Source organism: Bacillus salipaludis (assembly GCF_004358205.1).
The window spans coordinates 54,896-77,175 of the sequence record NZ_SMYO01000004.1 but is presented as its reverse complement, the minus strand read 5'-3'; the positions used below and the strand labels follow the sequence as shown (position 1 = coordinate 77,175).

At 42.2% G+C, this 22,280-nt stretch carries 21 protein-coding genes; 2 read left to right on the top strand and 19 right to left on the bottom strand.

What is annotated here, in order from left to right:
- Positions 1 to 19 precede the first annotated feature (19 nt).
- Complete coding sequence (locus E2K98_RS08605) at positions 20 to 496, bottom strand: acyl-CoA thioesterase (protein ID WP_208025341.1); 477 nt, start codon at positions 494 to 496, stop codon at positions 20 to 22.
- 220 nt (positions 497 to 716) lie between these two features.
- On the opposite strand from E2K98_RS08605, the gene E2K98_RS08600 reads away from it, so the two are divergent.
- Both E2K98_RS08600 and E2K98_RS08595 read left to right on the top strand, forming a co-directional pair.
- Positions 717 to 1,016, top strand: a complete 300-nt coding sequence (locus E2K98_RS08600) for a hypothetical protein (protein WP_133333848.1) — start codon at positions 717 to 719, stop codon at positions 1,014 to 1,016.
- Positions 1,017 to 1,147: 131 nt separating this feature from the next.
- Positions 1,148 to 1,327, top strand: a complete 180-nt coding sequence (locus E2K98_RS08595; RefSeq protein ID WP_133333847.1) for a small acid-soluble spore protein H — start codon at positions 1,148 to 1,150, stop codon at positions 1,325 to 1,327.
- Between the two features lie 36 nt (positions 1,328 to 1,363).
- Here E2K98_RS08595 and E2K98_RS08590 read toward each other — a convergent pair whose 3' ends face one another.
- The 18 genes from E2K98_RS08590 to E2K98_RS08505 form a co-directional block, all read right to left on the bottom strand.
- On the bottom strand, positions 1,364 to 1,885 hold the full coding sequence (locus E2K98_RS08590; RefSeq protein ID WP_133333846.1) for an NADPH-dependent FMN reductase: 522 nt from the start codon (positions 1,883 to 1,885) through the stop codon (positions 1,364 to 1,366).
- 201 nt (positions 1,886 to 2,086) lie between these two features.
- A complete protein-coding gene (locus E2K98_RS08585) occupies positions 2,087 to 3,964 on the bottom strand; it encodes a bifunctional 2',3'-cyclic-nucleotide 2'-phosphodiesterase/3'-nucleotidase (RefSeq protein ID WP_133334199.1) in 1,878 nt (625 codons plus the stop codon).
- Positions 3,965 to 4,153: 189 nt separating this feature from the next.
- Positions 4,154 to 4,786: a copper homeostasis protein CutC gene (locus E2K98_RS08580; protein WP_133333845.1), complete on the bottom strand. Its 633-nt coding sequence runs from the start codon at positions 4,784 to 4,786 to the stop codon at positions 4,154 to 4,156.
- 74 nt (positions 4,787 to 4,860) lie between these two features.
- Positions 4,861 to 5,895: an asparaginase gene (locus E2K98_RS08575; RefSeq protein WP_133333844.1), complete on the bottom strand. Its 1,035-nt coding sequence runs from the start codon at positions 5,893 to 5,895 to the stop codon at positions 4,861 to 4,863.
- 38 nt (positions 5,896 to 5,933) lie between these two features.
- Positions 5,934 to 7,088, bottom strand: a complete 1,155-nt coding sequence (locus tag E2K98_RS08570) for an ROK family transcriptional regulator (RefSeq protein ID WP_133333843.1) — start codon at positions 7,086 to 7,088, stop codon at positions 5,934 to 5,936.
- Between the two features lie 160 nt (positions 7,089 to 7,248).
- Entirely contained in the window at positions 7,249 to 8,142 is an 894-nt protein-coding gene (locus E2K98_RS08565) for a sugar phosphate isomerase/epimerase family protein (protein ID WP_133333842.1), read from the bottom strand.
- Between the two features lie 3 nt (positions 8,143 to 8,145).
- Positions 8,146 to 9,204 (bottom strand): Gfo/Idh/MocA family protein, encoded by a 1,059-nt coding sequence (locus E2K98_RS08560; protein WP_133333841.1) that lies wholly within the window; start codon positions 9,202 to 9,204, stop codon positions 8,146 to 8,148.
- A gap of 23 nt (positions 9,205 to 9,227) precedes the next feature.
- Complete coding sequence (locus E2K98_RS08555) at positions 9,228 to 10,103, bottom strand: sugar phosphate isomerase/epimerase family protein (protein ID WP_133333840.1); 876 nt, start codon at positions 10,101 to 10,103, stop codon at positions 9,228 to 9,230.
- A gap of 29 nt (positions 10,104 to 10,132) precedes the next feature.
- Positions 10,133 to 11,101, bottom strand: a complete 969-nt coding sequence (locus E2K98_RS08550) for an ABC transporter ATP-binding protein (protein ID WP_235824763.1) — start codon at positions 11,099 to 11,101, stop codon at positions 10,133 to 10,135.
- Entirely contained in the window at positions 11,094 to 12,083 is a 990-nt protein-coding gene (locus tag E2K98_RS08545) for an ABC transporter ATP-binding protein (protein ID WP_133333838.1), read from the bottom strand. The genes E2K98_RS08550 and E2K98_RS08545 overlap by 8 nt, the downstream gene beginning before the upstream one ends.
- Before the next feature lie 15 nt (positions 12,084 to 12,098).
- Positions 12,099 to 12,995: an ABC transporter permease gene (locus E2K98_RS08540; protein WP_133333837.1), complete on the bottom strand. Its 897-nt coding sequence runs from the start codon at positions 12,993 to 12,995 to the stop codon at positions 12,099 to 12,101.
- A 12-nt stretch (positions 12,996 to 13,007) separates the two neighbouring features.
- The gene (nikB, locus tag E2K98_RS08535) at positions 13,008 to 13,931 is read right to left on the bottom strand and encodes a nickel ABC transporter permease (protein WP_133333836.1); all 924 of its coding nucleotides are present in this window, start codon (positions 13,929 to 13,931) and stop codon (positions 13,008 to 13,010) included.
- A gap of 132 nt (positions 13,932 to 14,063) precedes the next feature.
- Positions 14,064 to 15,632: a glutathione ABC transporter substrate-binding protein gene (locus E2K98_RS08530; protein WP_133333835.1), complete on the bottom strand. Its 1,569-nt coding sequence runs from the start codon at positions 15,630 to 15,632 to the stop codon at positions 14,064 to 14,066.
- A gap of 377 nt (positions 15,633 to 16,009) precedes the next feature.
- A complete protein-coding gene (locus tag E2K98_RS08525; protein ID WP_133333834.1) occupies positions 16,010 to 18,055 on the bottom strand; it encodes a GW dipeptide domain-containing protein in 2,046 nt (681 codons plus the stop codon).
- A 169-nt stretch (positions 18,056 to 18,224) separates the two neighbouring features.
- Entirely contained in the window at positions 18,225 to 18,416 is a 192-nt protein-coding gene (locus tag E2K98_RS08520; RefSeq protein ID WP_165976216.1) for a hypothetical protein, read from the bottom strand.
- Between the two features lie 378 nt (positions 18,417 to 18,794).
- A complete protein-coding gene (locus tag E2K98_RS08515; protein ID WP_235824762.1) occupies positions 18,795 to 19,634 on the bottom strand; it encodes a glycosyltransferase family 2 protein in 840 nt (279 codons plus the stop codon).
- A gap of 5 nt (positions 19,635 to 19,639) precedes the next feature.
- Positions 19,640 to 20,659: an SDR family NAD(P)-dependent oxidoreductase gene (locus E2K98_RS08510; protein ID WP_133333832.1), complete on the bottom strand. Its 1,020-nt coding sequence runs from the start codon at positions 20,657 to 20,659 to the stop codon at positions 19,640 to 19,642.
- Entirely contained in the window at positions 20,652 to 22,100 is a 1,449-nt protein-coding gene (locus E2K98_RS08505; protein WP_133333831.1) for a UDP-glucose dehydrogenase family protein, read from the bottom strand. Before E2K98_RS08505 ends, E2K98_RS08510 begins: the two co-directional genes overlap by 8 nt.
- Positions 22,101 to 22,280 lie beyond the last annotated feature (180 nt).

The window sequence follows — 22,280 nt, the reverse complement described above, 5'->3', positions numbered from 1 at the left end:
TTCTCAAGACAGTGTCCCACTATCGAAGTGCCGACCTTAATTTTCGGTTTTCCTTGCGGGGTAGGGCAGTTTCAAATAGTTGTTTTTCTTCTTCACTTTCAGGATATATGCCCGGAATAAGTTTGGGCTTTCCTTCTTGATCGACAGCTACCATGGTTAGGAAGGATTCAGTTGTTAAAGTTTTCTTGTTTTGGATAGGGTTATGTGCAGTTACCTTCACATAGACCTCCATTGAGGTTCTCCCTGTATAGGTGACAAAAGCCTCTAACGTCAAGATATCTCCAACCTTTGCCGAAGACAGAAAATCAACCGAGTCAATAGATGCAGTAACGACCTCACTACTTGAATGCTTCATCGCAGCCAATGCTGCAATTTCATCAATATATGCCAGTACTTTCCCTCCAAAAATTGTACCCAAATGATTCGTATCTGGTGGAAAAACCAATCGCGTTTGAATAGTCTTTGAATGCTGAATCGATAATTTTTCCTGGGACAAAGCCCACACCTCCAAATTAACTTTTCGAAAAAATTCGAATGATGACAGGCACCACCCAATTTTTGTCGAATCACTTAAACCATTCTAACACAAACATCCATTCACAAACCAAATGCTTAGTTTGTCCCCCAAAAATTACAATTTTAATGGAATTCTAATCCATGATTTTTCAAGTCTCTTAATATAATAAATCACTCTCGAATCAAGGAGGAAAATAATTATGGACAAGAGATTGCGGGAAATCCAGCAGCGGATTACAAAGGAACACAAAGACCTTGGTAAATTCGTACAGCATGTCCTTGACGAGTTCGACAAAAAGGCAGATGAACATCGCCGTCTAAGTTCCTCAAACGCCTTAGCCGGAATCAAAACCTCCGGAATCGCAGAAAAAGCCTTCTACGACACCGTAAACGAAACCAAAAAATGGATCCTCGACGTCCTCGAACGCACCATCCAAGACTTCGAGCATTCCGGTGACAAACACTGGAACAAAAACTTCAAAGACGGGGTCAGGGAGTAAATAGCTTTCGACAAAATACGGGCGGTGATAGGCACCACCCGTATTTTGTCGAAACACCACACACCTACATAAAAATGCGTATATACCTTGTCATTGTGCGGATACTGTTAAAGGAAAAGGAGGTTCGAATGATGGACGCACAAAGAGCTCAAGAGATTGCCAATTCAACTACGATGGCAAATGTTATGTATAATGGAACTCGGATTTATATCGAGCATGTTGACCAACAAAATGGCACTGCTACCATTCATCCTTTAGATCAGCCTAATCAAAAGCAAAGCGTTGCTGTATCAAACCTAATGGAATCTTAAAAAAAAATGGGTTGCAACCTATGCAACCCTTTTTCATTATAAAGTTTGATAAAACTTCGTATAGAGGATAAGTTCTTTTAGTAATCCATCAACTAACTCAGCGCTTTCCTGATTTAGTGTGTTTTGTTCGTAGTCAAAGCAGTGAGGGTCCAAAACAAGCTGCTTTGGGATGGCATTGGCGTAGAGGCCTCTTGCGACCATACGCATATTATTTAAAGCATTGATTCCGCCTTTACCGCCGCCTGCTACGGCTAAAAGAGCAACTGGTTTTTGCGCAAATTGTTCACTACTTAAAAAATCCAGCGTATTTTTCAGCGCCCCGCTCATGGCACTATGGTATTCTGGAGATGCAAGGATAACAGCATCCGCCTCTTTTACCATCCTTTTTAATTGCTGCACCTCTGGCAGCTCTGCCTGCTCCGCTTCTCCGTTATACAACGGAATGCTAACTTCACTTAAATCCAATAGTTCTGCATCATATTTTTTTGCAATAAAACGGGCTGCGATTCTGGTTCTTCCCTTTTTTCTAGGCGAACCATTTATAATAACTACTTTCATTTTTCTCTCTCCTCACCATTTCTACTTTTATTATAGAAAAAGTTGGGTTTAATTAAATCATAAGGATGGAGGATATTTTCTCCTACATTTGTCTAAAACCAGGACTATATACCTCGGACTTTCACTCTAGAAGCCCCATTTCTTTTTTCAATAAAAAAGCGCAAACCCATTGGAGTTCGCACTTTTTATTGTAAATCTCCTTTATTCCGTCAAATCCACCGAATACTTTGCAAATCCTCCATCAGACGGTCCCATATATTTAATATTTGGGAATTGTCCAAGGTATTTTTGCGCATTTGGCGAGGAATCAAATACCAGAACGGCCGAACCGGCAAATTTCGCAAACGACCAGTTTTGGTCGGCAGTCGGATTCAGCGGCTTGTGCGCCTGAATATAATTGGTCACAATCTGCCGGTTTTCATCTGGTGCCTTTAACACAATCTCACCTTGACTAACTCCCGGAAAAGTCGCACTCGAAGCACGATAATTGTTCGTGGCAACAATGAACTTCTGGTCGGCCGTAACCAGCTTCCCTTGATAGGTCAAATTAACGATCCGACTTGAGCCCGCATTCACCATATTCCCATTTACATCATACTTCGCTGGTTTGGTTACATCAATTTGATACTGCACACCGTCAATTACATCAAAGTTAAACGATGGAAAATCCGGATTAATTAACGCCTGCTCGCCGCCGGCAGGATTGATTTGATTAAATTGCCCTGCACTCATTTCCAGCCATTCTTTCAATTGGGCACCTGTTACCATTTTTGCTTGCAGTGTATTCGGATACAAATACAAATCCGCAACATTTTTAATGGCCAGCTTTCCAGCTGGAATATCAGTATAATACGTCGGACCGCCACGACCACCTGCTTTAAATGGCGCTGCCGCCGAAAGAATGGGAATGCCCGCATATTTTGGGTCCTTTAATGCGCCCGTCACATATTCTGCTTGTGCATTATTGACAATTTGTACAGAAGGATCGTCCTTGACGAGGGCAAAATAGCTATAGATTGGGGCGGTCGTTTCACCGACAGGCTGATTAACGTAGTTGATGGTAGCCTCATGTTCTTGCCTAATCGCCTTCATTAATGTCTCATCAGTTGGAACGAGGGATTTCCCCGTAGGATCAACAATCGGCCTAAGGGCGGCTTTACTATCGACCACCTTCCATTTGCCACGCTTTTTCTGCAGCTGCAGGTCAATCACACCAAGATGGCTGCCAAAGGCTCCGGCCATTACCACCGGTTTCCCGTTAATTGTCCCCTTTTCCAGATTAGTATTCGGCAGGTCCTTGTAGATTGGACCCGGGAAGGTGTTATGCTGATGTCCTGTAAATACCGCATCAATGCCCTTGACCTGCGTTATGTAGTAGCCTGCATTCTCCATTCCGGGCTGATAAGACTCCCCGCTAATTCCCGTGTGAGCAAGAGCGACAATCACATTGGCTCCCTGCTTTTTCATCTGTGGAACATATTTTTTCGCCGTCTCCACAATTGATCTTGTTTCCACTTTTCCTTCTAAATTAGACTTATCCCATTCCATTATTTGCGGTGGAACAAAACCGATTACTCCGACTTTAAGGTTATGTTTTTTGCCGCGCTCATCGACAACCTTCTTTTTCAAAATAACAAACGGTGTAAAATACGGTTCTTCAGTTCCAGCCTTTACGATATTGGCATTGACCACCGGCATTTTTGCATCATTCAGTATTTCCTTTAAATAATCCAATCCATAGTTAAATTCATGGTTTCCAAGCGTGGTCGCATCATACCCCAAAAGATTATACGACCGGTAAACAGGGTGAACTTCACCTGGCTTTAACCCCTTTACTCTTGCCATGTAATCGCCTAATGGATTGCCCTGAATTTCATCGCCATTATCAAACAGCATGGAGTTTTTCACTTCACTGCGCGCCTGTTTAATGAGGCTGGCGGTCTTCACCAAGCCGACCTTGTCATCCTGCTTGGTTTGATAATAATCATAGTTTGCCAAAAACACATGGATATCGGTCGTTTCAAGCAAGCGCAGCTGCATCCTGCTATCCGGCTTTTGCGCAAATCCTTTAGACGGCATCGCCTGCACCGCCAGAACCAGCACCGAAATTACAAACAAAATAAATTTCTTTACCAATGAAAAAAATCCTCCCTTATATGAAAATCATACAAACGAGGATAGTATTTGTATCCAGAAAAGGGATTATTCGACAAAACTTGGGCGGTGACAGGCACCACCCGAATTTTGTCGCATCATTCTTTCTACAGCTCAACCAACAATCTTGGTTCCGTGTGCTTCTTTTATATTTAAGGAGGTGGTGATTTCGTTTAGGTTTTTAGTTGTGATTCCGCCACCGGGTAGGATGATGATTCTATCGGCAGCGTGGTCGATATATTCCTTCAACCTATGGTGGTTCTGTTCAATTAGGGAATTCATCGGGCCGCCATGGGTTAGGATTCGTTTTACTCCATGATTTGCTAGCCAATCAATTGCAGCCAATTGCCATTCAGGCTGAATGTGGTCAAAGGCCATATGAAACGTTACGTCTAGGCTTTTTGCTGATTCCAGAAGGCGCAGCATCGCCTCCTCATCAATCCAGCCAGATTCATCTAAACAGCCAAGCACCACTCCATCTGTGCCTAATTGTTTAAGATGGACAAGATCCTCTCGCATCAACTCTATTTCTTCTTTACTATAAATAAAATTTCCGCCTCTAGGCCGGACCATGGCCATCACTTGAATATTGCTCCTATGGCAATATTCAATGGTTTTAACCGCAACACCGTGGCTGACGGTTGTGCCTCCTACAGAAAGGTTGTCACAAAGCTCAATTCGGCCAGCTCCTTTGGCAATTACCTCGGGGACCCTCGTAAAATTTTCTACACAGACTTCTTTAAGCATGAACAACCACCCTACAAATTGATTTCAGTTTCCATACAGAAACCATCGCTAGCCTTTAACATAGCAACTTATTTTCAAATTTCTTGTTTGTCCGCATTTTCGGGATATGCAATCAGTGCAAACCGTTCATGAACGGCCCCAACTTCATCACCGGCATCATTTTTTAGAACAGATGGTTTTAAAGCTCTTAAATTCGTAATCGTTTGTTTATTCTTATACCCGATTTGTTCCAAAATCGAGGCGACAATGACTGGCCAAACATCCTCTGATCCATTTAACACTTTTAAAGCAAAACCAATTCTTTCATTTTTCAGCCCAAAGCAATATACTCCCTGTGCTCCGCCTTTTGCGACAATATTTTGATCTTGAAGCAAGACGGAACAAATAAATCGCTCTGAAGCAATCATATGGGGATACTCATTCATAATACCCGTCATTTGTATAACGGCTTTTTGTAAAATTGGGTCCTTAATCAAATCAGGACAAGCTAATTTTAGATAGGTTTTCGACATATTTTTTAAAGGAATGGCAAAAACGGGGACCCCGCAGCCATCCTTTCCAACTTTGATCTCCGTAATAGGGAATTCCGAGAGCCCCGAAAGAATCTGTAAGATTTGTTGTTGAAGCGGGTGGTCCACTTCCCAATATCCTTCAACCGGGTAGCCAAGTTCACGACAAACCGTAACAAATCCCATATGTTTACCTGCACAATTATGATAAAGTCTTCTTTTTTCTTTATTTTCCCGAAGCATTTCTTCCCTTGGCGCTGCATTTAAAGGATAGGAGCAAGGACAAAATAATTCTTCCTCCCGAACAGGTAATTTCTTTAGCATCGACTCTAAAGCTGCAATATGATAGGATTCTCCGCGGTGGGAAGCAGTAAACAAAGCAGCCTCCTCACTTGTCAATCCATATTTCGTTATAATATTCGATAAGAAGGCAGGCAGTGCTTGAATAGGTTTGGCCGCTGATCGATAATAGGTGTAGTGGTCAGGATCTCCTGAATAAAAGATCGTTTCTAACCTTTCATTTACCCCGCAAATCATTCCTGTATGAACATTTTCAACTAAACCCGCTCTAGTTTCTTCCACTAATTTTACCGCATTCATCTTTCTAACCTCTCCCCTTAAAAAATGAAATCCCTTGTTTACTCTAAATCCAGAAGCAAATTTTGTACTTGAATCGCTGCGCCAAGAACAACCCCATGTTCACCTAACTGGGAATAAACGATCTTTACTCTTTCTTTCAATGGTTCCCATATATATAGGTCACATTTCTGCTCAATCGGTTGCTTTATTTCGGGGAGCCTTTCAATTGTATCCCCGCTCAGAATAATCATTTCCGGATTATAGAGACAAAGGATATTGCTGACAGCTAGAGCAATATAAGTCGTTGTTCGATCCATAAGATTATGGGCCCATGATTCCCCATTTCGGTATGCCTCAAATACATCAAGAATGGAATCAATTTCTTTTACCTTTCTTGCATCCCCAACAATCGCCCCTTCGGATATATAGGTGGCAAGGCAGCCAATTTTCCCGCAATTACAAACATTCCCAGTCGGATTAATCACCGTATGGCCGATTTCCCCCGCATTATTGGAATCGCCACGGTAAATTTCCCCGTTAAGAATCATCGCAGAACCGATACCTGATCCAATACCAACAAGGACGGCATGATGCGAATTTTTTGCGCTCCCCTTAAAATCCTCCGCGACAATCTTCATTTTTAATTCATTATCAATCATGACTTCGAATGCCGTAAGCTGTTTAAGATCTTCCGCTAGATTGACATTTTTCCATTTAAGCTGATCCGATACCTTTACAACTCCGTTTTGATTATCAATAAAACCCGGTAATCCTACCCCAATCCCAATTATCCTTTGATGAGGAATCCGATTTTTTTCAATTAATTCCTTTAGATTCATATTTACCTTTTCAAGTGTTTCAAAGTAACTTTCGGACTCCAATCTTGGAATCCTCCTTAATTCAACAATCTCCCCAACATAATTGACAATACCGATTTTTATAATAAATTTGTCTATTTCAACTCCGATCGTAAAAAACACATCATCACATACATCAAGTAAAACAGCCTTTCTACCAACACCGGAAGTTACTAATTCCGTCTCTTTAACAAATCCTTGTAAATGAAGCTCATTTACGATCCTCGTAATCGATGTCGGACTCATCCCTGTGATCTTAGCAATTTCCATCCTCGAAATCGGCGATTGATTCTTTATAATCTCTAAAACTAAATTCTTATTCTGCTTCTTCATTAAAAGCTGATCCTGTTTTTCCATTCCATTTACATCCCTTTTTAAATGATTTTTCTATCTCTCTTTAAAAAATCATGTTAAATCTCCCATTCATAAGAAAGCACTAACATCATTTTTTAAATTCATTCGACAAAATTCGAGCGGCGCCTGTCTCGCCCCGAATTTTATCGAACACAACTCCTTCTCAATCTACCTTAAATGCTTTAATAAATTCAATTGCTTCACTTATATCTTGAGTTGGGTTAGTTTGAACTTCGCGTTCAATGGTTAGGTAGCCGTTGTATTGGATTTCTTGTAAGGCTGCGAAGTATTTTGGAAAGTCAACTGCACCTTTTCCGAGTTGCAGTTCTCGAAAGTATTCCCCGGAGGCGACCATTTGAGCGATTTTTTCATGGTCAGTACCGCCTCCATAGCCAAGCGCACCATACACATCGCGAGGGTCAACAGGTTTAAGGCGGATCCCATCCTTTACATGGGTGTGAACAATATAATCCTTAAGAAGCTTTACACCTTCTACAGGATCATCCCCCGTTACCATTACCATATTCGCCGGATCAAAATTGACGGAGACTCCATTGGTACTTAGGCTATCCAAAAAGTCCTTCAATCTGACCGCATGCTCCGGACCCGTTTCGATAGCAAAATAGGCATTCATCCTTTTTGCATAGACTCCAAGCTCTTCACATGCTGATTGCATAGCTTCGAAGATAGGACTATCCTTCTCCTCTGGAATAATCCCAATATGGGTAGTGACAATATTGGTTCCAAGCTCCACGGCTAAGTCTAAAATCCGCTTCGATTTTTCAACCTTCTGCTTATTTTGTTGCTGGTCCTGAAACCCATGACCGCCTAAATCACCACAAAGGGCGGAGATTTCTAATCCTAATGACTCAAGATAAGATTTAAGTTCCTTCCGAGATTGGCCACTTAAATTTTCCGGGGCCATTTCACCGTTAACCGCATAGATTTGAACACCATCCGCTCCCATTTCCTTTACTGCTTTAAGACCTTCACGGAGCGGCAATCGAAGACTATCCACGATAACCCCAATTTTATTATTCAGTTTTAAGGAAGTCATAGATTAAAATCTCACCTCGCACTTCTTTTCCGCAGCTTCATAAATCCCCGCTAAAATTTTCATGATTTCAACGCCGTCTGCAACTGGTGCCACTGGTTCAATCCCTGATAAACAGCTCTCCACAAAGGAATCAATTTCATTTTGAAACGCATTGGAAAAATCGAAGCTAAGATGATCCATTTGCGGATGAATATTTAAAATCGTATTATTTTCTTCACTAATCAAAACCAATTCTGGTTCTAATTCAGCTCCGCCCTTTGTCCCGAATAATTTTACTTGAATTTCATCTTTCTTTGCATGTAAGGTAAAGGAAACATCTACAAGTAAAGAAGCGCCATTCTCAAAGGTAATGAGGGCATTAGCTAAATCTTCTACCGTATTTTTCCCTTGATCATAGTCCGCAGCTTTATAAAAACTTAGATTCCCAACGTTTCCACGATTTCCAAGCTGCCGATACGTATTCCCGGAGATCGATTTCACCTTTGGGCGCCCCATTAAATACCAGCAAATATCAATAATATGAACACCAAGATCGATTAATGGTCCCCCGCCAGAGCGCGCCTGGTCGGCAAACCAGCCGCCCGGATTCCCTAATCTCCGCAGGCAGGATGCCTTGGCATAGTAGATTTCCCCTAATTTCCCCTGATCAATAAACGATTTCAATACCCTCGTATTGGTGGCAAATCTTCTGACAAAACCAACCTGAAAGGTTTTAGTGGATTTTCGCGCTGCTTCCTCCACCATTACCGCTTCTTCGACTGTCATGGAAAGAGGTTTTTCTACTAAAACATGCTTGCCGCTTTTAAGAGCACCGATTGAAATTTCAGCATGCGTGTTATTCCAGGTGCAAATACTGACAGCATCAACATGAGGGTCGTCAAAAACCGCTTCTAGAGAGTCATACACCTTTTCAATTCCGTACTTCCTTGCTTTCTCCTCCGCTCTTTCCTTTGAAAAATCGTACACACCATATAATACGGCATGGAGATTGTTCGCATAGGATGCCAGGTGCATATCGGAAATTGAACCTGTTCCAATCACACAAACCCGAAGCTGTTCCATGTGTTTCACCCCTTCTGTAAAAATTACTGCACTTCATTCCATAGTCTTCTTACATTTTCCATTCCAATTTTCGATCCAATCTTGCAATCTTCCATTCCCTCGAACTCAACCGTTAAATAGCCGTCATATCCTGAATTTTTAACGAGTTTGATAATCTCACGAATATTTAAATCACCATGGCCGACAATCGCACCACGCAAATAGTTTTCATTCACCGTCCGGAACCAGACACCATCCCCTGGATTTTCATAGTAAGGACGAATATAGAAATCTTTAAAATGAACAGTCGCGGCATATGGAATATTCTTCTTTACCCCTACAAGCGGATCTTCATCAATGCATAGGAAATTTCCCACATCAAGGGTCGTTTTAAAATTCTCACGGTTCACAGAATGAATCACCCGCTGAACCCGGTCACTTGACTGAACATTAAAGCCATGATTTTCAATCGTAGTCGTAATACCAAATTGTGCCGCATAATCAGCAATCAACTGGCTGCCCCTAACAAATTTTGAAAAATGTTCTTCAAAATAATGGATGGTCATTTCTTCAGGCTTTAGCGTGAAGGCCGTTACATCATGGCGCATAATCTTGATCCCTAAACGATTGACGATATCTACATGTGTTTTGAGACGTTCCACTTCTTCTTGAAAAGCCTCTTCAGTCTCTTGAACAAAGTTTGCCGGCAAGGAATAGGCTGACAGCTCAATCCCGAGTGTTGCTGCTTTTTCCTTAACTTGATCCGCTAATTCGGGATTATCGACCATCGAATAACCGTAAGGAACCATTTCCATATGTTCGCCGCCATTATCCGCAATCCATTGAATGACATCCAATACGTCCATGGTCCCTTCGCGTAATTCCTTCACTAAACTGTATGTACTTAATCCAACCTTCATCGAAAACCCCTCCTATTTTTTTAAAACTGCTATTCTACCAAATGACAAGCAACAAAATGATCGTCTGTTCCCGCTTTTTTCAAAGCAGGTTCCGTCCCTTTACAAGCCTCAGTCGCTACAGGGCAGCGTGTATGAAATCGGCAGCCTGCCGGCGGATTTACAGGACTTGGTAAATCCCCTTGTAAAATAATCCTTTCCCTTCGCAGGCGCGGGTCTGGAATTGGAATCGACGACAAAAGCGCTTTTGTATACGGATGCTGCGGGTTAGAAAAAATAACCTCTTTCGGCCCAGACTCCACGATCGTCCCTAAATACATCACACCAATATGGTCACTGATATGCTCAACAACACTTAAATCATGCGAGATAAATAGATAGGTTAAGTTAAATTCAGCTTGTAAATCCTTCAAAAGATTAAGGATTTGAGCCTGGATGGAAACATCTAAGGCCGATACGGGTTCATCCGCAATAATCAATCTTGGTTTCAGAATCAGTGCCCGTGCAATGCCAATGCGCTGACGCTGGCCGCCGCTGAACTCATGGGCGTAACGATTTGCATGATACTCACTTAAACCAACGACCTCTAAAATTTCCGCTACCTGTTTATATCGCTCTGCCCTTGATAGCTTCGTATGAATCGCAAGTGGTTCGGCAACAATATCACGAACTTTCATTCTTGGATTAAGAGAGGCATACGGGTCCTGAAAAATCATTTGCACCTTTTTTCGCATTGTTTTTAATTGAGATTCTTTTTTTCCCGAGATTTCATCCCCGTCAAGCCAGATTTCGCCCTGGTTCGGTGCAATCAGCCGATTAATCAGTCTCCCTGTTGTCGATTTTCCGCAGCCGCTTTCCCCTACAAGACTAAACGTCTTCCCCTCCGGAATCATGAAGGATACATCATGGACCGCTTTGAGCGTTTTCTTTTTTCCAAACATGCCATCCGGAATCGAAAAAGATTTCTTTAACCCTGATACCTTTAAAAGAGTATTAGACACGTATGCCCCCCCTTTCCTCTTTGTATAACCAGCAGCTGCAAGTCCTGCCATGATCAAATTTCAATTCTGGCGGTTCTTCCTGATAACAAATCGGCATCGCATCATTACACCTTGGTGCAAACTTGCATCCTTGAGGTAAATGATTCGGGTCCGGGACATTGCCTCTAATCGAGTCCAATTTATCCCTTTTCTGACCAAGCTTTGGCACAGAGCCAATCAGCCCTTTCGTATAAGGATGTTTTGGGCTTTCAAATAAATCGAATACATTCGCCTCTTCAACCACTCTGCCTGCATACAATACGACTACCCGATCACACATTTCCGCAACAACCCCTAAATCATGTGTGATCAATAACACCGACATTTGTTCCTTTTGTTGAAGTTGTTTGATTAGATCTAATATTTGCGCCTGGATGGTGACATCCAGTGCCGTCGTCGGTTCATCCGCGATGAGTAGCTGTGGATGACAGGTTATCGCCATCGCAATCATGATTCTTTGCCGCATACCGCCGGATAACTGATGGGGAAACTCCTTCATGATTTCCTCCGCCCTTGGAATACCGACCTTTTTTAAAATTGAAACGGCATGTTCCCGTGCCTTCTTCTCATCAAATCCTAAATGAAGGCGGATCGGCTCGAGCAGCTGCTCGCCAATTTTCATCACGGGATTTAAAGAAGTCATCGGTTCTTGAAAAATCATCGCAATTTGTTTTCCACGAATTTTCCTCATTTCCCCTTCAGATTTGCTCGTTAAATCCTCTTGATTAAATTGAATCCTGCCGCCTGAAATTTCTCCGCTCGTCCCTTTAAATAATTTCATGATGGAGAGGGAAGTGATACTTTTTCCACTTCCTGATTCACCAACAAGACCGACAACCTCACCTTTATGGATGTGAAAGTTAACACCGTGTAAAATTTTCGTTTTATGTTTATCCTTCGTGAATTCTGTTTCAAGCTTTTCTACCTGCAGCAGCTTCTCCATCCTTTTCAAACTCCCTTATTCATTCTTCGTTTTCGGGTCCAGTACATCTCGCAGCCCATCGCCGACAACATTGAAGGCCAAAACGGTTAAAAAGATGGCAATCCCCGGCATCATTACGACATGCGACGATGTACCTAAATAATCACGTCCGAGGCTTAACATCGCTCCCCAATCCGGTGTTTCTGGACTTGCCCCTAAACCAAGGAAGCTTAAACTCGAGGCTGCCAAGATGGCTGTTCCAATCCGCATTGAGATAAAAACAATTAAACTACCAAGTGTTTCCGGCAGAATATGTTGAAACATAATTCGAAAATGGGATGCCCCCATCGATTTGGCCGCCTCCACAAATACAGTTTCTTTTGCCTCAAGCGTAGCTCCCCTCACCAATCTCGCGAAGGATGGGACACCAAAAATGGACACGGCAATCACGACATTCGTCAATCCCGGTCCCAAGATTGCGACAATTGCAATCGCAAGAAGGATATCTGGAAAAGCAAACATGACGTCGCTTCCTCTCATGATAAACCGGTCTAACCAGCCGCCAAAATAGCCGCTGACAAGCCCTAACATGGTACCAACCAAAGCTCCCAGAAAAACAGAAAGAAAGCTTACACTCAATGAGATTCTAGCACCGGCTAGTAATCTACTAAAGATATCTCTCCCATATTCATCCGTGCCTGCTAGGTGGTCTTTGCCTGGACCTTGTAACAGTGCATTATAATCTGGTTTATAGGGATCATACGGTGCGATATAAGGACCAATAATTGCGATGATAATCAGTAATAGGATAAAAAAACTTGCCCAGAACGCTGTTTTTTGCTTTTTCCAATTTTTCCAAAAGTCCTTAAACGGAGAATACCTTTTTTCTGTGATGATCGTCTGATTTTGAGTAACTTGTTTCGATAATTCCATTACGGCCCTCCTCTATGAAACGTAGCGGATTTTAGGATTAAGATAACTATATAAAAGGTCGACAATTAAATTGACAATAATAAATTCAACGGAGAACAGTAATAATTCAGCCTGGATGACAGGGTAGTCACGAAAGGCAATCGAGTCAATTAATAACCGACCCATTCCCGGGAAACTAAAAACAGTTTCTACTACAACGGAGCCTCCCAGTAAAAAGCCAAACTGCAAACCAGCAATGGTTACAACCGGAATAAGTGAATTTCTCAGGGCATGCTTAGGAATGACAACCGATTCCTTCAATCCCTTTGCACGTCCCGTACGGATAAAATCAGCCTTAAGCGTTTCGAGTAATGAAGATCTGGTAAACCGGGCAAGCATCGACATGATGCCGGCACCCAGCGTTAACGATGGTAACACATAGCTTTGCCAGCCCTCTGCACCGCCTGTTGGAAACCATCCCAGCTGTACGGAGAAAATCTGAATGAGGATTAACCCTAACCAAAAACCTGGTAACGAAATTCCCGAAACCGCTGTTACCATCCCAAGATAATCGGGCCATTTATTTTTAAAAACAGCGGAGAATGTTCCAATAATTAATCCAATGATTAAAGCCCAAACCATACTGGCTAATGTTAAATAAATCGATGGCATAAAGCGGTCAACAAACATATCCGTTACTGGTAATTTTGTCTTCAGGGAGGTACCTAAATTCCCTTGAAATAGGTGGGCCATGTAGGTAAAATATTGCTCCCAAATCGGCTGATTGAGCCCAAGCTGCGCCCGAATCGCTTCGACCTCATCTAACGTGGCGTCTTTTCCTGCCACCAGTCGTGCTGGGTCTCCAGGAATTAAGTGGGTAAAGAGGAAGATTAAAATAGAAACAATAAATAGAATAGGAATCATTTCTAGTATTCTTTTTAAAATATATTGGAGCATGGTGAAAACCCCTTTCTAAGAAAAGCGCGCTAGACCGTTCTCGAAGTCAGAATTTAATTATTCTTATCTTCTAAGAAGGAAAGAAGCCTCGGGGGAGAGAGTCCCCCTCCGCCTTTTTTATAACCATTAAAATTACTTCAAGTTTGCGTTTGTTACGTCAATTCCGCCATCTGGCGTAATGTTGACACCTTCCACATTTGTTCTCTTGCCAGTTAAAATTTCATCGACGCCTAGGAAAATCCATGGAGCATCTTTATAAATGGTGGACTGGATATTGCTATAGATTTCATCCTGTTTTGCTTCATCTGCTGTTTTATTCACTTCATCCATCCATTTGTCTACCTTGTCATTTTTGTAATAAGCCGTATTCGCACCCTCTGGAGGGAACGAACCGCCATAGAATAATGGTTTTGTCGCATTGGTTGTATCAGAAGGATAGGCAGACCAGCTTACATACCACATTTGTAATTTTGTATCTTCCGGTTTTTGTGCTCCATAAATTTCATCCGAAAGAGTGCCTTCTTCCATTGATTTAATATTTACATCGACGCCAATGGCTTTTAATTGCTGCTGGATGAACTGCATTCCCTTCATCGTGTCGGAGTTTGTATTCCCCCAAATTTCCGTTTTGAAGCCATTTGCATATCCAGCTTCTTTTAATAATTGCTTTGCTTTTTCGATATTTTGCTGATATTCTTCCTGTTTTACATAGTGAAGCGTTTTGCTCGGGATAATCGAGTCTAAAGGAAGCCCGAAGCCCGCATTGACAACACTGATAAAAGCATCCTTATCAACGGCATAGTTTAATGCCTGACGAACACGCGGATCGTTAAAAGGCTTTTTCATCGTGTTAATCGATACATAACGTGCGATCGTAGAAGGAATTTTTTCTACTTTAACGTCAGAATTACTCTCTAATTCTTTAATATTTTGACTTGGCAGTGGATAGATGACCTGTGCTTCACCTGTTTTCAACATAGCAACGCGAGAGCCATTTTCCGGAACTGGTTTATAGGTAATCTTTTTCACACGGTCAGCCTTGTTCCAGTACCCATCAAAACGTTCAACGGTTAAATGATCGCCTTGAACCCATTCAACAAATTTAAATGGACCTGTTCCGACTGGGTTTTTGGCAATTTTGTCATTTCCTTCAGCTAAGAGCTTCGGACTAAGAATTTTTGCGGATACAAATCTGGTTAACATCCCAGCATATGGTTCTTTGATGGTGATTTTCATTTCATAATCATTGATTACATCGATTTTCGTGATGAGATTAAATCCGCGGCTGTTTAAACGAAGGCTGTCATCTTTCATGATTCTTTCAAAGTTGGCTTTTACGGCTTCTGCATTAAAGTCTTCCCCATCATGGAACTTTACCCCTTTACGCAGTTTAAAGGTATATTCCAATGCATTATCACTAACGCTGTACTCTTCTGCTAGTTTAGGTATAATTTTTCCTTCTGCATCAAAGCCCAATAGCCCTTCAAGCATGGCAGACTGCACGGAGTTAGAATTGGTATCACCCGTATTGTGCGGGTCCATCGAAATAAAGTTTTCATTTACTGCAATCACCATTTCTTTGTCACCTGATTTGGTACCAGGCTTCTTTTCACTGCTGCTTTCCTTGCTGGAACATCCAACGACTACTATTGCCGAAAGAACGATTAACAGCAGCGTTTTCCAAAAATGAGTCTTCTTCAATTGTCTTCCCCCTTTGATAATTTTTTCAGGTACTTTGCTTGTTGTGTTTGATATGAGTTATACCCTTGAAAGAATATGATTGGATTACTTCCATTTCGTCTCCTATAACAGGATTGGGGATAGAAGTAATCTTAAATCCAATACCGCAATTTTATCCATGGTGTTAATAAAGACTATAATCCCATGCTACTTTTCTAGGTGTATTCACAATTTCTTAGTTTAATTTCTCCAGTGGTGAAATTAATTGAATAAAAAAATATAAACCTACCAAACTTGAAGAGTTAAAATTATTATAGCTTTCACCGAAAACGTTTTCAATGGGAAGAATTCGACAAAAATCGGGTGGTGACAGACACCACCCGATTTTTGTCGAATCATTATTTCAAATATTTTTTGTCGATCCATACTTTTTTGCCGCCGAAGTTGCCGTAGTACCAGGTTGTTTTTCCGACTTTCCATGTGGAAGTGATTTTGAAGGTACTTCCTTTGTATTTGGATAGGCTTTTGTAGATGGTGTCTTTTTTGCTGCCCCATAGTTTGCTGTAGGCGCTGCCAGTTCCTTTGACAACAAGTTTTTTGCTTATTTGTTTGACCTGCGCATAGCTCTGTGAGGAAAGGTCAGTTTGTTTCACCCAACCAATGACTCCTTTGCTTGCACTAGCCTGATTGCTCAGCAAGTAATAGGTTTGTCCCATAAAGCTTGCTTGTTTCTTCATATAATAGACATGATTCGTATAGGTTGAACCTGCCTTGAAGCTAGACGAGCTATCTCCTATCAGTTTATAAATCTTTACACTGCTGCTTCTTACCCGGCCTAAACGGCTTGTGCTACTCTCTTTGATTGATTTGACAGAATAAGAAGGAAACCAAACCGTCTTACCGTCCAACTGTCCGCGATACCAAATGGTACTGCCGATTTTAGCGGTTAGCTGCGCCTTAAATTCCTGTTCCTTATAGACGGATAGATTTTTAATAGTGGAATCCTTTACACCGCCCCATGCCTTGCTATAGGCGCTGCCGGTTCCATTGATTAAAAACATCTTCGGATTTTTATCAACTTCTGCATAGGATTCCGTTGTTAAATCCGTCGATTTTGCCCAGCCGATTACTCCATTTGTGCTGCTTGGCTGCGTGCTAAGCAGGTAATAGGTTTTACCGTTTGCCGCAGCTTTCTTTTTAATGTAAAAAACAGTGCTGGTATACGTTGCACCCGCTAGATTCGCAGTCGCTTCCTCACCAATGTTCTTATAAATCTTAACGTCAGGATTTTTGACCACACCTAATCGGTTTGTGCTGCTTTCAGTGATGGTCGTTAGGTTGCTTGAATACACCCAAACCGTTTGGCCTGCAATCGTTCCGCGATACCAAATCGAGTTTCCGATTTGCTCCGTTGCGTTGACCGCGAATTCTTGGTCGGCATAGGAAGAAAGCGTCGCGATGACGGCGTCATTTTTCTGGCCCCATTCCTTGCTATAGGCTTTTCCGGTTCCTTTTAAAATAAAATTCTTTGATTTGTTACTGATGAGGGCGTATGGCATTACGGATAAATCCGCTGACTTTGCCCAGCCGATGATTCCTTTTTCATTACTTAATAGAAAAAAGATTTGACCGTCTTCGATCGCTTGTTCTTTTATGTAATAAACGCGATTGGTATAGGTTAAATCTGCTGTAATGGCAGTGGTGTCTTCACCAATTTCTTGATAAATTTTTGCGCCTTCGTTTTTGATATAGCCTAATCTTTTTGTATCGATTGTTGTATTTAAGGTATTGTATTTTTGCGTGACTTGATTAACAAAGTCATTCCAGTTATAGCCCCATTGGGAAAAATAACCATGCGGGTCACCATGGTCTGTACCACCAAGGAATTTGGAAACGGCATTATGGGACCACAATGTGCCTTTACCTGTTTTTTCAGCGCTTGTGACTCCTAGATTGTATTCAAATAGTAGAAAGGCAAGGTAGTTCGCGTAGTTATTGATGGAGCGAGCAAATTGATCAAAGCTATGTACTCGGACCAGTTCGACATGGACAAAGCGTTTGTTAGCATACGGTCCTGCGCCCCATGCCCCATAATCGGGAGACTGGATTTCGATGACATGGGAGCCATCAACAAATGCATGCACAAATGCATTGTTATAATGTTTCGACATATAGGCGATTTCGTCGTAGATGGTCGAGTGGCTGTTTGCCGTTTCATGGGCGACGACCCCTTCAACCATCGCATAGCCATTGCGATAATTGAAGTCTGGAAACTTACTGATATGCTGATATTCGAATTTCACCGGTGTGAGCTTTTTTGTTTTAATATAATCATTCACATCCGGATAGTTGGCCTTTGCAAAGGCCTGTCCCCCTGTCAGCCATTGCGGGAACATTGTCGAACACATCAACATAACTACTATTAAAATAACTGCTTTTTTCATACTTCCTCCCCATATTTTTATTATCGAAATATTTCCATAAGACAATTATACTATTACTCTATTACAAAATTTAAGATATTTTGAGATTTTTTTGTAAAAAAAGGGGAGAATCGACAAAATTCGGGTGGTGACAGGCACCACCCGAATTTTGTCGAATAGGATAATAAGTCTATTGCAGATGGACTAATTTTTCATCAAAGTATTCGTTCATGAGGAAATTGAGTTTTAGTGAAAGTGTGATGTAGTCGGGGGCGCTTGGACCTTTTTCTTGGTAGAGTTTTTGCATTTTGAGTTTAAGATCACGGATTTCCGTTAAAAGTTTCAGGTTCTCGTTTTGAAAAGCTTGGTTAAGCTTCATCATCCACACCTCTATTAAAGAATTTTGATGATTTTGGAAGGTATGATGACTGATTCAATTTGTTGTTTCATTGTTCGATTGATGGGCACAACAATTCCAAAACCAAATTGATCGTATCATAGTCCATTTTTCATGTGAACTAAGATAATAAAAGTAAAAATATTAAAAAAAATAGTAAATAATATTGATATACCAAGTCATAAGGGAAAATTTTGCCCAAACTCCTTTAATACCATCTTTAGAGTACCAATGGCAAAAAAACACGTTATTTTGTAATAATATCCTTATAAAAAATAAAAGTATTTAGAAATCATTAAAAAATTCGACAAAAATCGAATGGTGACAGGCACCGCCCGACTTTTATCGAATCAAAAGAACCCCTTACCCAATTAATCGAGACCGAAACGGTTGGCCGTCCCAGAGGATGTGGCTTTCGGCTTGTCTTTGTTTGACTTCGGGTTGTTCTAGGAGCTGGAAGAAATTTTTGGTTGGGAGGCTTCCAAGCTGGTGTTTTTCGGATAGTTTGTCTAGATAGGCCCTTCTTGATGCCGGATCTTTCGATTGGTTATTGTTCGCATCGGAAAAGTCGTATAGAACGCCGGCTTTCGCCACCCGATGAACCCGGTGGTTTTCCGCTACCCGCAAGAAGAAGTCCCAATCCCAATAGTTATGTACGTCTGGGTCAAATAACCCCAATGTTTGATGCAACTCCCGTCGATAAAGACTTCCGGAGGGAACATAGGTGGAGAAGCTTCTCATTGCCTTTAAGTCCATCTCATAGGCAAACAAAAACCGGCTGGCTGCAACCCTCACCTGGTGTTCCACCGCAAAATTCACAATCTCCACATCGGAATAAACCAAATCATAGTCCTCAATCGCTCCGACCATCGTTTCAAGATGGGTCGGGATAATTAAATCATCATCATCAATCAGCATGATGAACTCGCCTTTAGCCCGTAATACCCCTTGATTGCGCGCCAAAACATGCTTCGAATTCTCCCCCAGCTCCACTATCACTAGATTCAAATCAGGATACACTTCCTGAAGGACATCGACCTTTTCCCCACAATCGTTAACAATGATTACCTCAAAATTTTTGTACGTCTGCCTGCTGAGTGCCTCCACTAACTCGGCTAATTGATAAAGCCGATTGTAGGTAGGGATCACAATTGAAACAAATGGCTGACTTATTACTCTTTCCCCTGTCATTATGTTACTCATCCCTTTTATTTCACCTGATAATATTCACAATACCAATCCGTGAATTTTTGCAGCCCTTCTTCAATTGAAGTTGAAGGTTTAAAGCCTACTGCTTTTTCAAGCCTGTCTGTCGAAGCAAAGGTGGCCGGAACGTCCCCCGGCTTGATTGGTTCAAAGACTTTTTTAAAAAGAACCTCTCTGCCCAGCGTCCGCCCTAAAGCTTTTTCCAATGTCTCAATGAAGTCCATCAATTTCTCCGGCCGATGGTTGCCAATATTGAAGACTGTATGCGGTACACCTCCATCTGCCATAGGAGGCACTTCTAGTAGACGTACCAGTCCTTCAACAATATCGTCAATATACGTAAAATCGCGATAGAGATCGTTTTCCACATCACCATTATTAAAAATCCGAATCGGCTCACCCGCAAAATACTTCTGAGTAAACCCGAAATAGGCCATATCCGGCCGTCCCATCGGTCCGTAAACAGTAAAAAAGCGCAACCCTGTGACGGGAATTTTATAAAGATGGCTATACGTATAGGCCATCAGCTCATTTGACTTTTTCGTTGCCGCATAAAGCGAAACTGGGTGATCGACAAAATCCGTCTCTGTAAAAGGGACTTTTTCATTTGCCCCATAAACTGAGCTCGAAGATGCATAAACAAGATGATCAACCGGATGATGCCGGCACGCCTCTAAAATATTATAAAAACCAATCAGATTGCTTTGAATATAAACATCCGGGTTCTCAATTGAATAACGAACCCCTGCTTGCGCGGCCAAGTTCACCACAATATGAGGTTCATGCGTCTCAAATGCTCCGAAGACCGCTTCCTTGTCGGAAATATCCCCTTTCATAAAAATAAACTGCTCATAGTTTCGAAGTTTTTCCAGACGATCTTTCTTCAGGTTTACATCATAATAATCGTTTAAATTATCAAGCCCAATGACCCGGCAGCCTTGTTCTAATAACCTCCGCGCTAAAAAATAGCCGATAAACCCTGCCGCCCCAGTGATCAGATAGGTCTTATTTTTTTCAAACATGATTTATTTCCCTCTCTAGCACAGCAGCGCTTCTCCGCGTTCCCGCTTGTCTTCCAACCGAATAATATTCAACCCCAGCTCCCTTCATTTCTTCCACCAGGTAAATATTGCGGCCATCATATACCAGCGGTGTTCGCATCCACTTTTTATAATCTTCAGGCTTCACCGCTTTGATTTCGCCCCACTCGGTAAAAATAAAACAGACATGGGCACCCTCTAACGCTTCTGCGGCCTTTTCCACATATGTGATACTTCCTTTTCCAATGGACCCCTCAGGAAACCGCCGCTTAAATTGCTCGGCGCCAACCGGGTCATAGGCAAAAACCTCGGCCCCCTGCTCCAATAGCAGGGGAACATTATCAAGGGACGGTGCCTCCCGTGTGTCATCCGTTCCCGGCTTAAATGTCAAACCGAGCACAGCCACCTTCAAGCCATTGAAGGTGATCAACCGTTTGCTGGCCTTCTTATATAGTACCGTCTTTTGATCGATGTTCACGTCAATGGCCGCCTTGACGGTCCGCAGCTCATATCCGTGCTGCTCGGCCAAATAGTTGAGCGCCTTCGTATCCTTCGGAAAACAGCTGCCGCCATAGCCAATTCCAGCATGTAAAAATTTCGCGCCGATTCGCTCATCGAAACTCATCCCGACCGCTACATCCTGAATATCGGCACCAACTAGCTCACATAGATTCGCGATATCATTCATATAGGAAATTTTTAGCGCAAGAAAATCATTTGCGGCATATTTAATCATCTCCGCCGATCGCCGGCTGACGGAAACAATCGGCAGCTGAAACGGTTCATAAATCTTCTGCAGCATCTGTTCTGCCCACTTGCTTTCCGTCCCAATGATGATTCTCGGCGCATTTAGTGTGTCGTGGACAGCTGTACCCTGTGCCAGGAATTCGGGATTTGAAGCTACCTCGACTCGGATTGGCTTTTCTGAGGCGGACCCATTTCCCATTACCTGTCCGCCATGATGAGGTAGAAAATCATGGATAAACTGTTCTACTTTATCGTTGGTCCCCACAGGAACCGTTGATTTCACCACCACTAAGCAGTCCTTCTCAATGGTTTCAGCAATTTGCCGCGCAACAGTAGCAATTGACGAAAGATCTGCTGAACCGTCCGGCTGCTCCGGGGTTCCAACTCCGATGAAAATCGCGTCTGCATCCTTGTAGGCCTGTGAATAGTCTGTGGTAAACCGCAATCTGCCAGCCGCATAATTCTTCTTCATAAGCTCTTCAAGGCCCGCCTCAAAGATAGGAGAAATCCCCTGTTTCATCCTGGCGATCTTGTCTTCATCGACATCTACACACGTCACCATGTGGCCTACCTCAGCAAAACACACACCGGCTACCAGTCCGACATAGCCAGTCCCCGCCACCGCCAGCTTATAACCCTGATCATCGCGCCTGCTTTCATCTATATAATCATTCATAAATGACAACTTCCTTCCAAAAACCTTACTAGAACCTATCTTAACATAAGTAATCGATAAAAAATGAATTCAATTGCATCGGGCTGAAGGGCTTCGACAAAATCCAGGTGGTGACAGGCACGGCCCGGATTTTGCCGAATTCAAAAAGACCACCGTCCATAGGGACCAGTGGTCTTAGCT

Excerpts from the sequence above, each read along its gene's own strand:
- E2K98_RS08585 (WP_133334199.1), bottom strand. The coding sequence starts at position 3,964 with ATGCCGTCTAAAGGATTTGCGCAAAAGCCGGATAGCAGGATGCAGCTG.
- E2K98_RS08560 (WP_133333841.1), bottom strand. The coding sequence starts at position 9,204 with ATGGAACAGCTTCGGGTTTGTGTGATTGGAACAGGTTCAATTTCCGAT.
- E2K98_RS08575 (WP_133333844.1), bottom strand. The coding sequence starts at position 5,895 with ATGAATGCGGTAAAATTAGTGGAAGAAACTAGAGCGGGTTTAGTTGAA.
- E2K98_RS08510 (WP_133333832.1), bottom strand. The coding sequence starts at position 20,659 with ATGTTTGAAAAAAATAAGACCTATCTGATCACTGGGGCGGCAGGGTTT.
- nikB (WP_133333836.1), bottom strand. The coding sequence starts at position 13,931 with ATGCTCCAATATATTTTAAAAAGAATACTAGAAATGATTCCTATTCTA.
- E2K98_RS08570 (WP_133333843.1), bottom strand. The coding sequence starts at position 7,088 with ATGGAAAAACAGGATCAGCTTTTAATGAAGAAGCAGAATAAGAATTTA.
- E2K98_RS08600 (WP_133333848.1), top strand. The coding sequence starts at position 717 with ATGGACAAGAGATTGCGGGAAATCCAGCAGCGGATTACAAAGGAACAC.
- E2K98_RS08580 (WP_133333845.1), bottom strand. The coding sequence starts at position 4,786 with ATGCTTAAAGAAGTCTGTGTAGAAAATTTTACGAGGGTCCCCGAGGTA.
- E2K98_RS08540 (WP_133333837.1), bottom strand. The coding sequence starts at position 12,995 with ATGGAATTATCGAAACAAGTTACTCAAAATCAGACGATCATCACAGAA.
- E2K98_RS08505 (WP_133333831.1), bottom strand. The coding sequence starts at position 22,100 with ATGAATGATTATATAGATGAAAGCAGGCGCGATGATCAGGGTTATAAG.
- E2K98_RS08520 (WP_165976216.1), bottom strand. The coding sequence starts at position 18,416 with ATGATGAAGCTTAACCAAGCTTTTCAAAACGAGAACCTGAAACTTTTA.
- E2K98_RS08515 (WP_235824762.1), bottom strand. The coding sequence starts at position 19,634 with ATGAGTAACATAATGACAGGGGAAAGAGTAATAAGTCAGCCATTTGTT.
- E2K98_RS08595 (WP_133333847.1), top strand. The coding sequence starts at position 1,148 with ATGGACGCACAAAGAGCTCAAGAGATTGCCAATTCAACTACGATGGCA.
- E2K98_RS08525 (WP_133333834.1), bottom strand. The coding sequence starts at position 18,055 with ATGAAAAAAGCAGTTATTTTAATAGTAGTTATGTTGATGTGTTCGACA.
- E2K98_RS08565 (WP_133333842.1), bottom strand. The coding sequence starts at position 8,142 with ATGACTTCCTTAAAACTGAATAATAAAATTGGGGTTATCGTGGATAGT.
- E2K98_RS08555 (WP_133333840.1), bottom strand. The coding sequence starts at position 10,103 with ATGAAGGTTGGATTAAGTACATACAGTTTAGTGAAGGAATTACGCGAA.
- E2K98_RS08545 (WP_133333838.1), bottom strand. The coding sequence starts at position 12,083 with ATGGAGAAGCTGCTGCAGGTAGAAAAGCTTGAAACAGAATTCACGAAG.
- E2K98_RS08590 (WP_133333846.1), bottom strand. The coding sequence starts at position 1,885 with ATGAAAGTAGTTATTATAAATGGTTCGCCTAGAAAAAAGGGAAGAACC.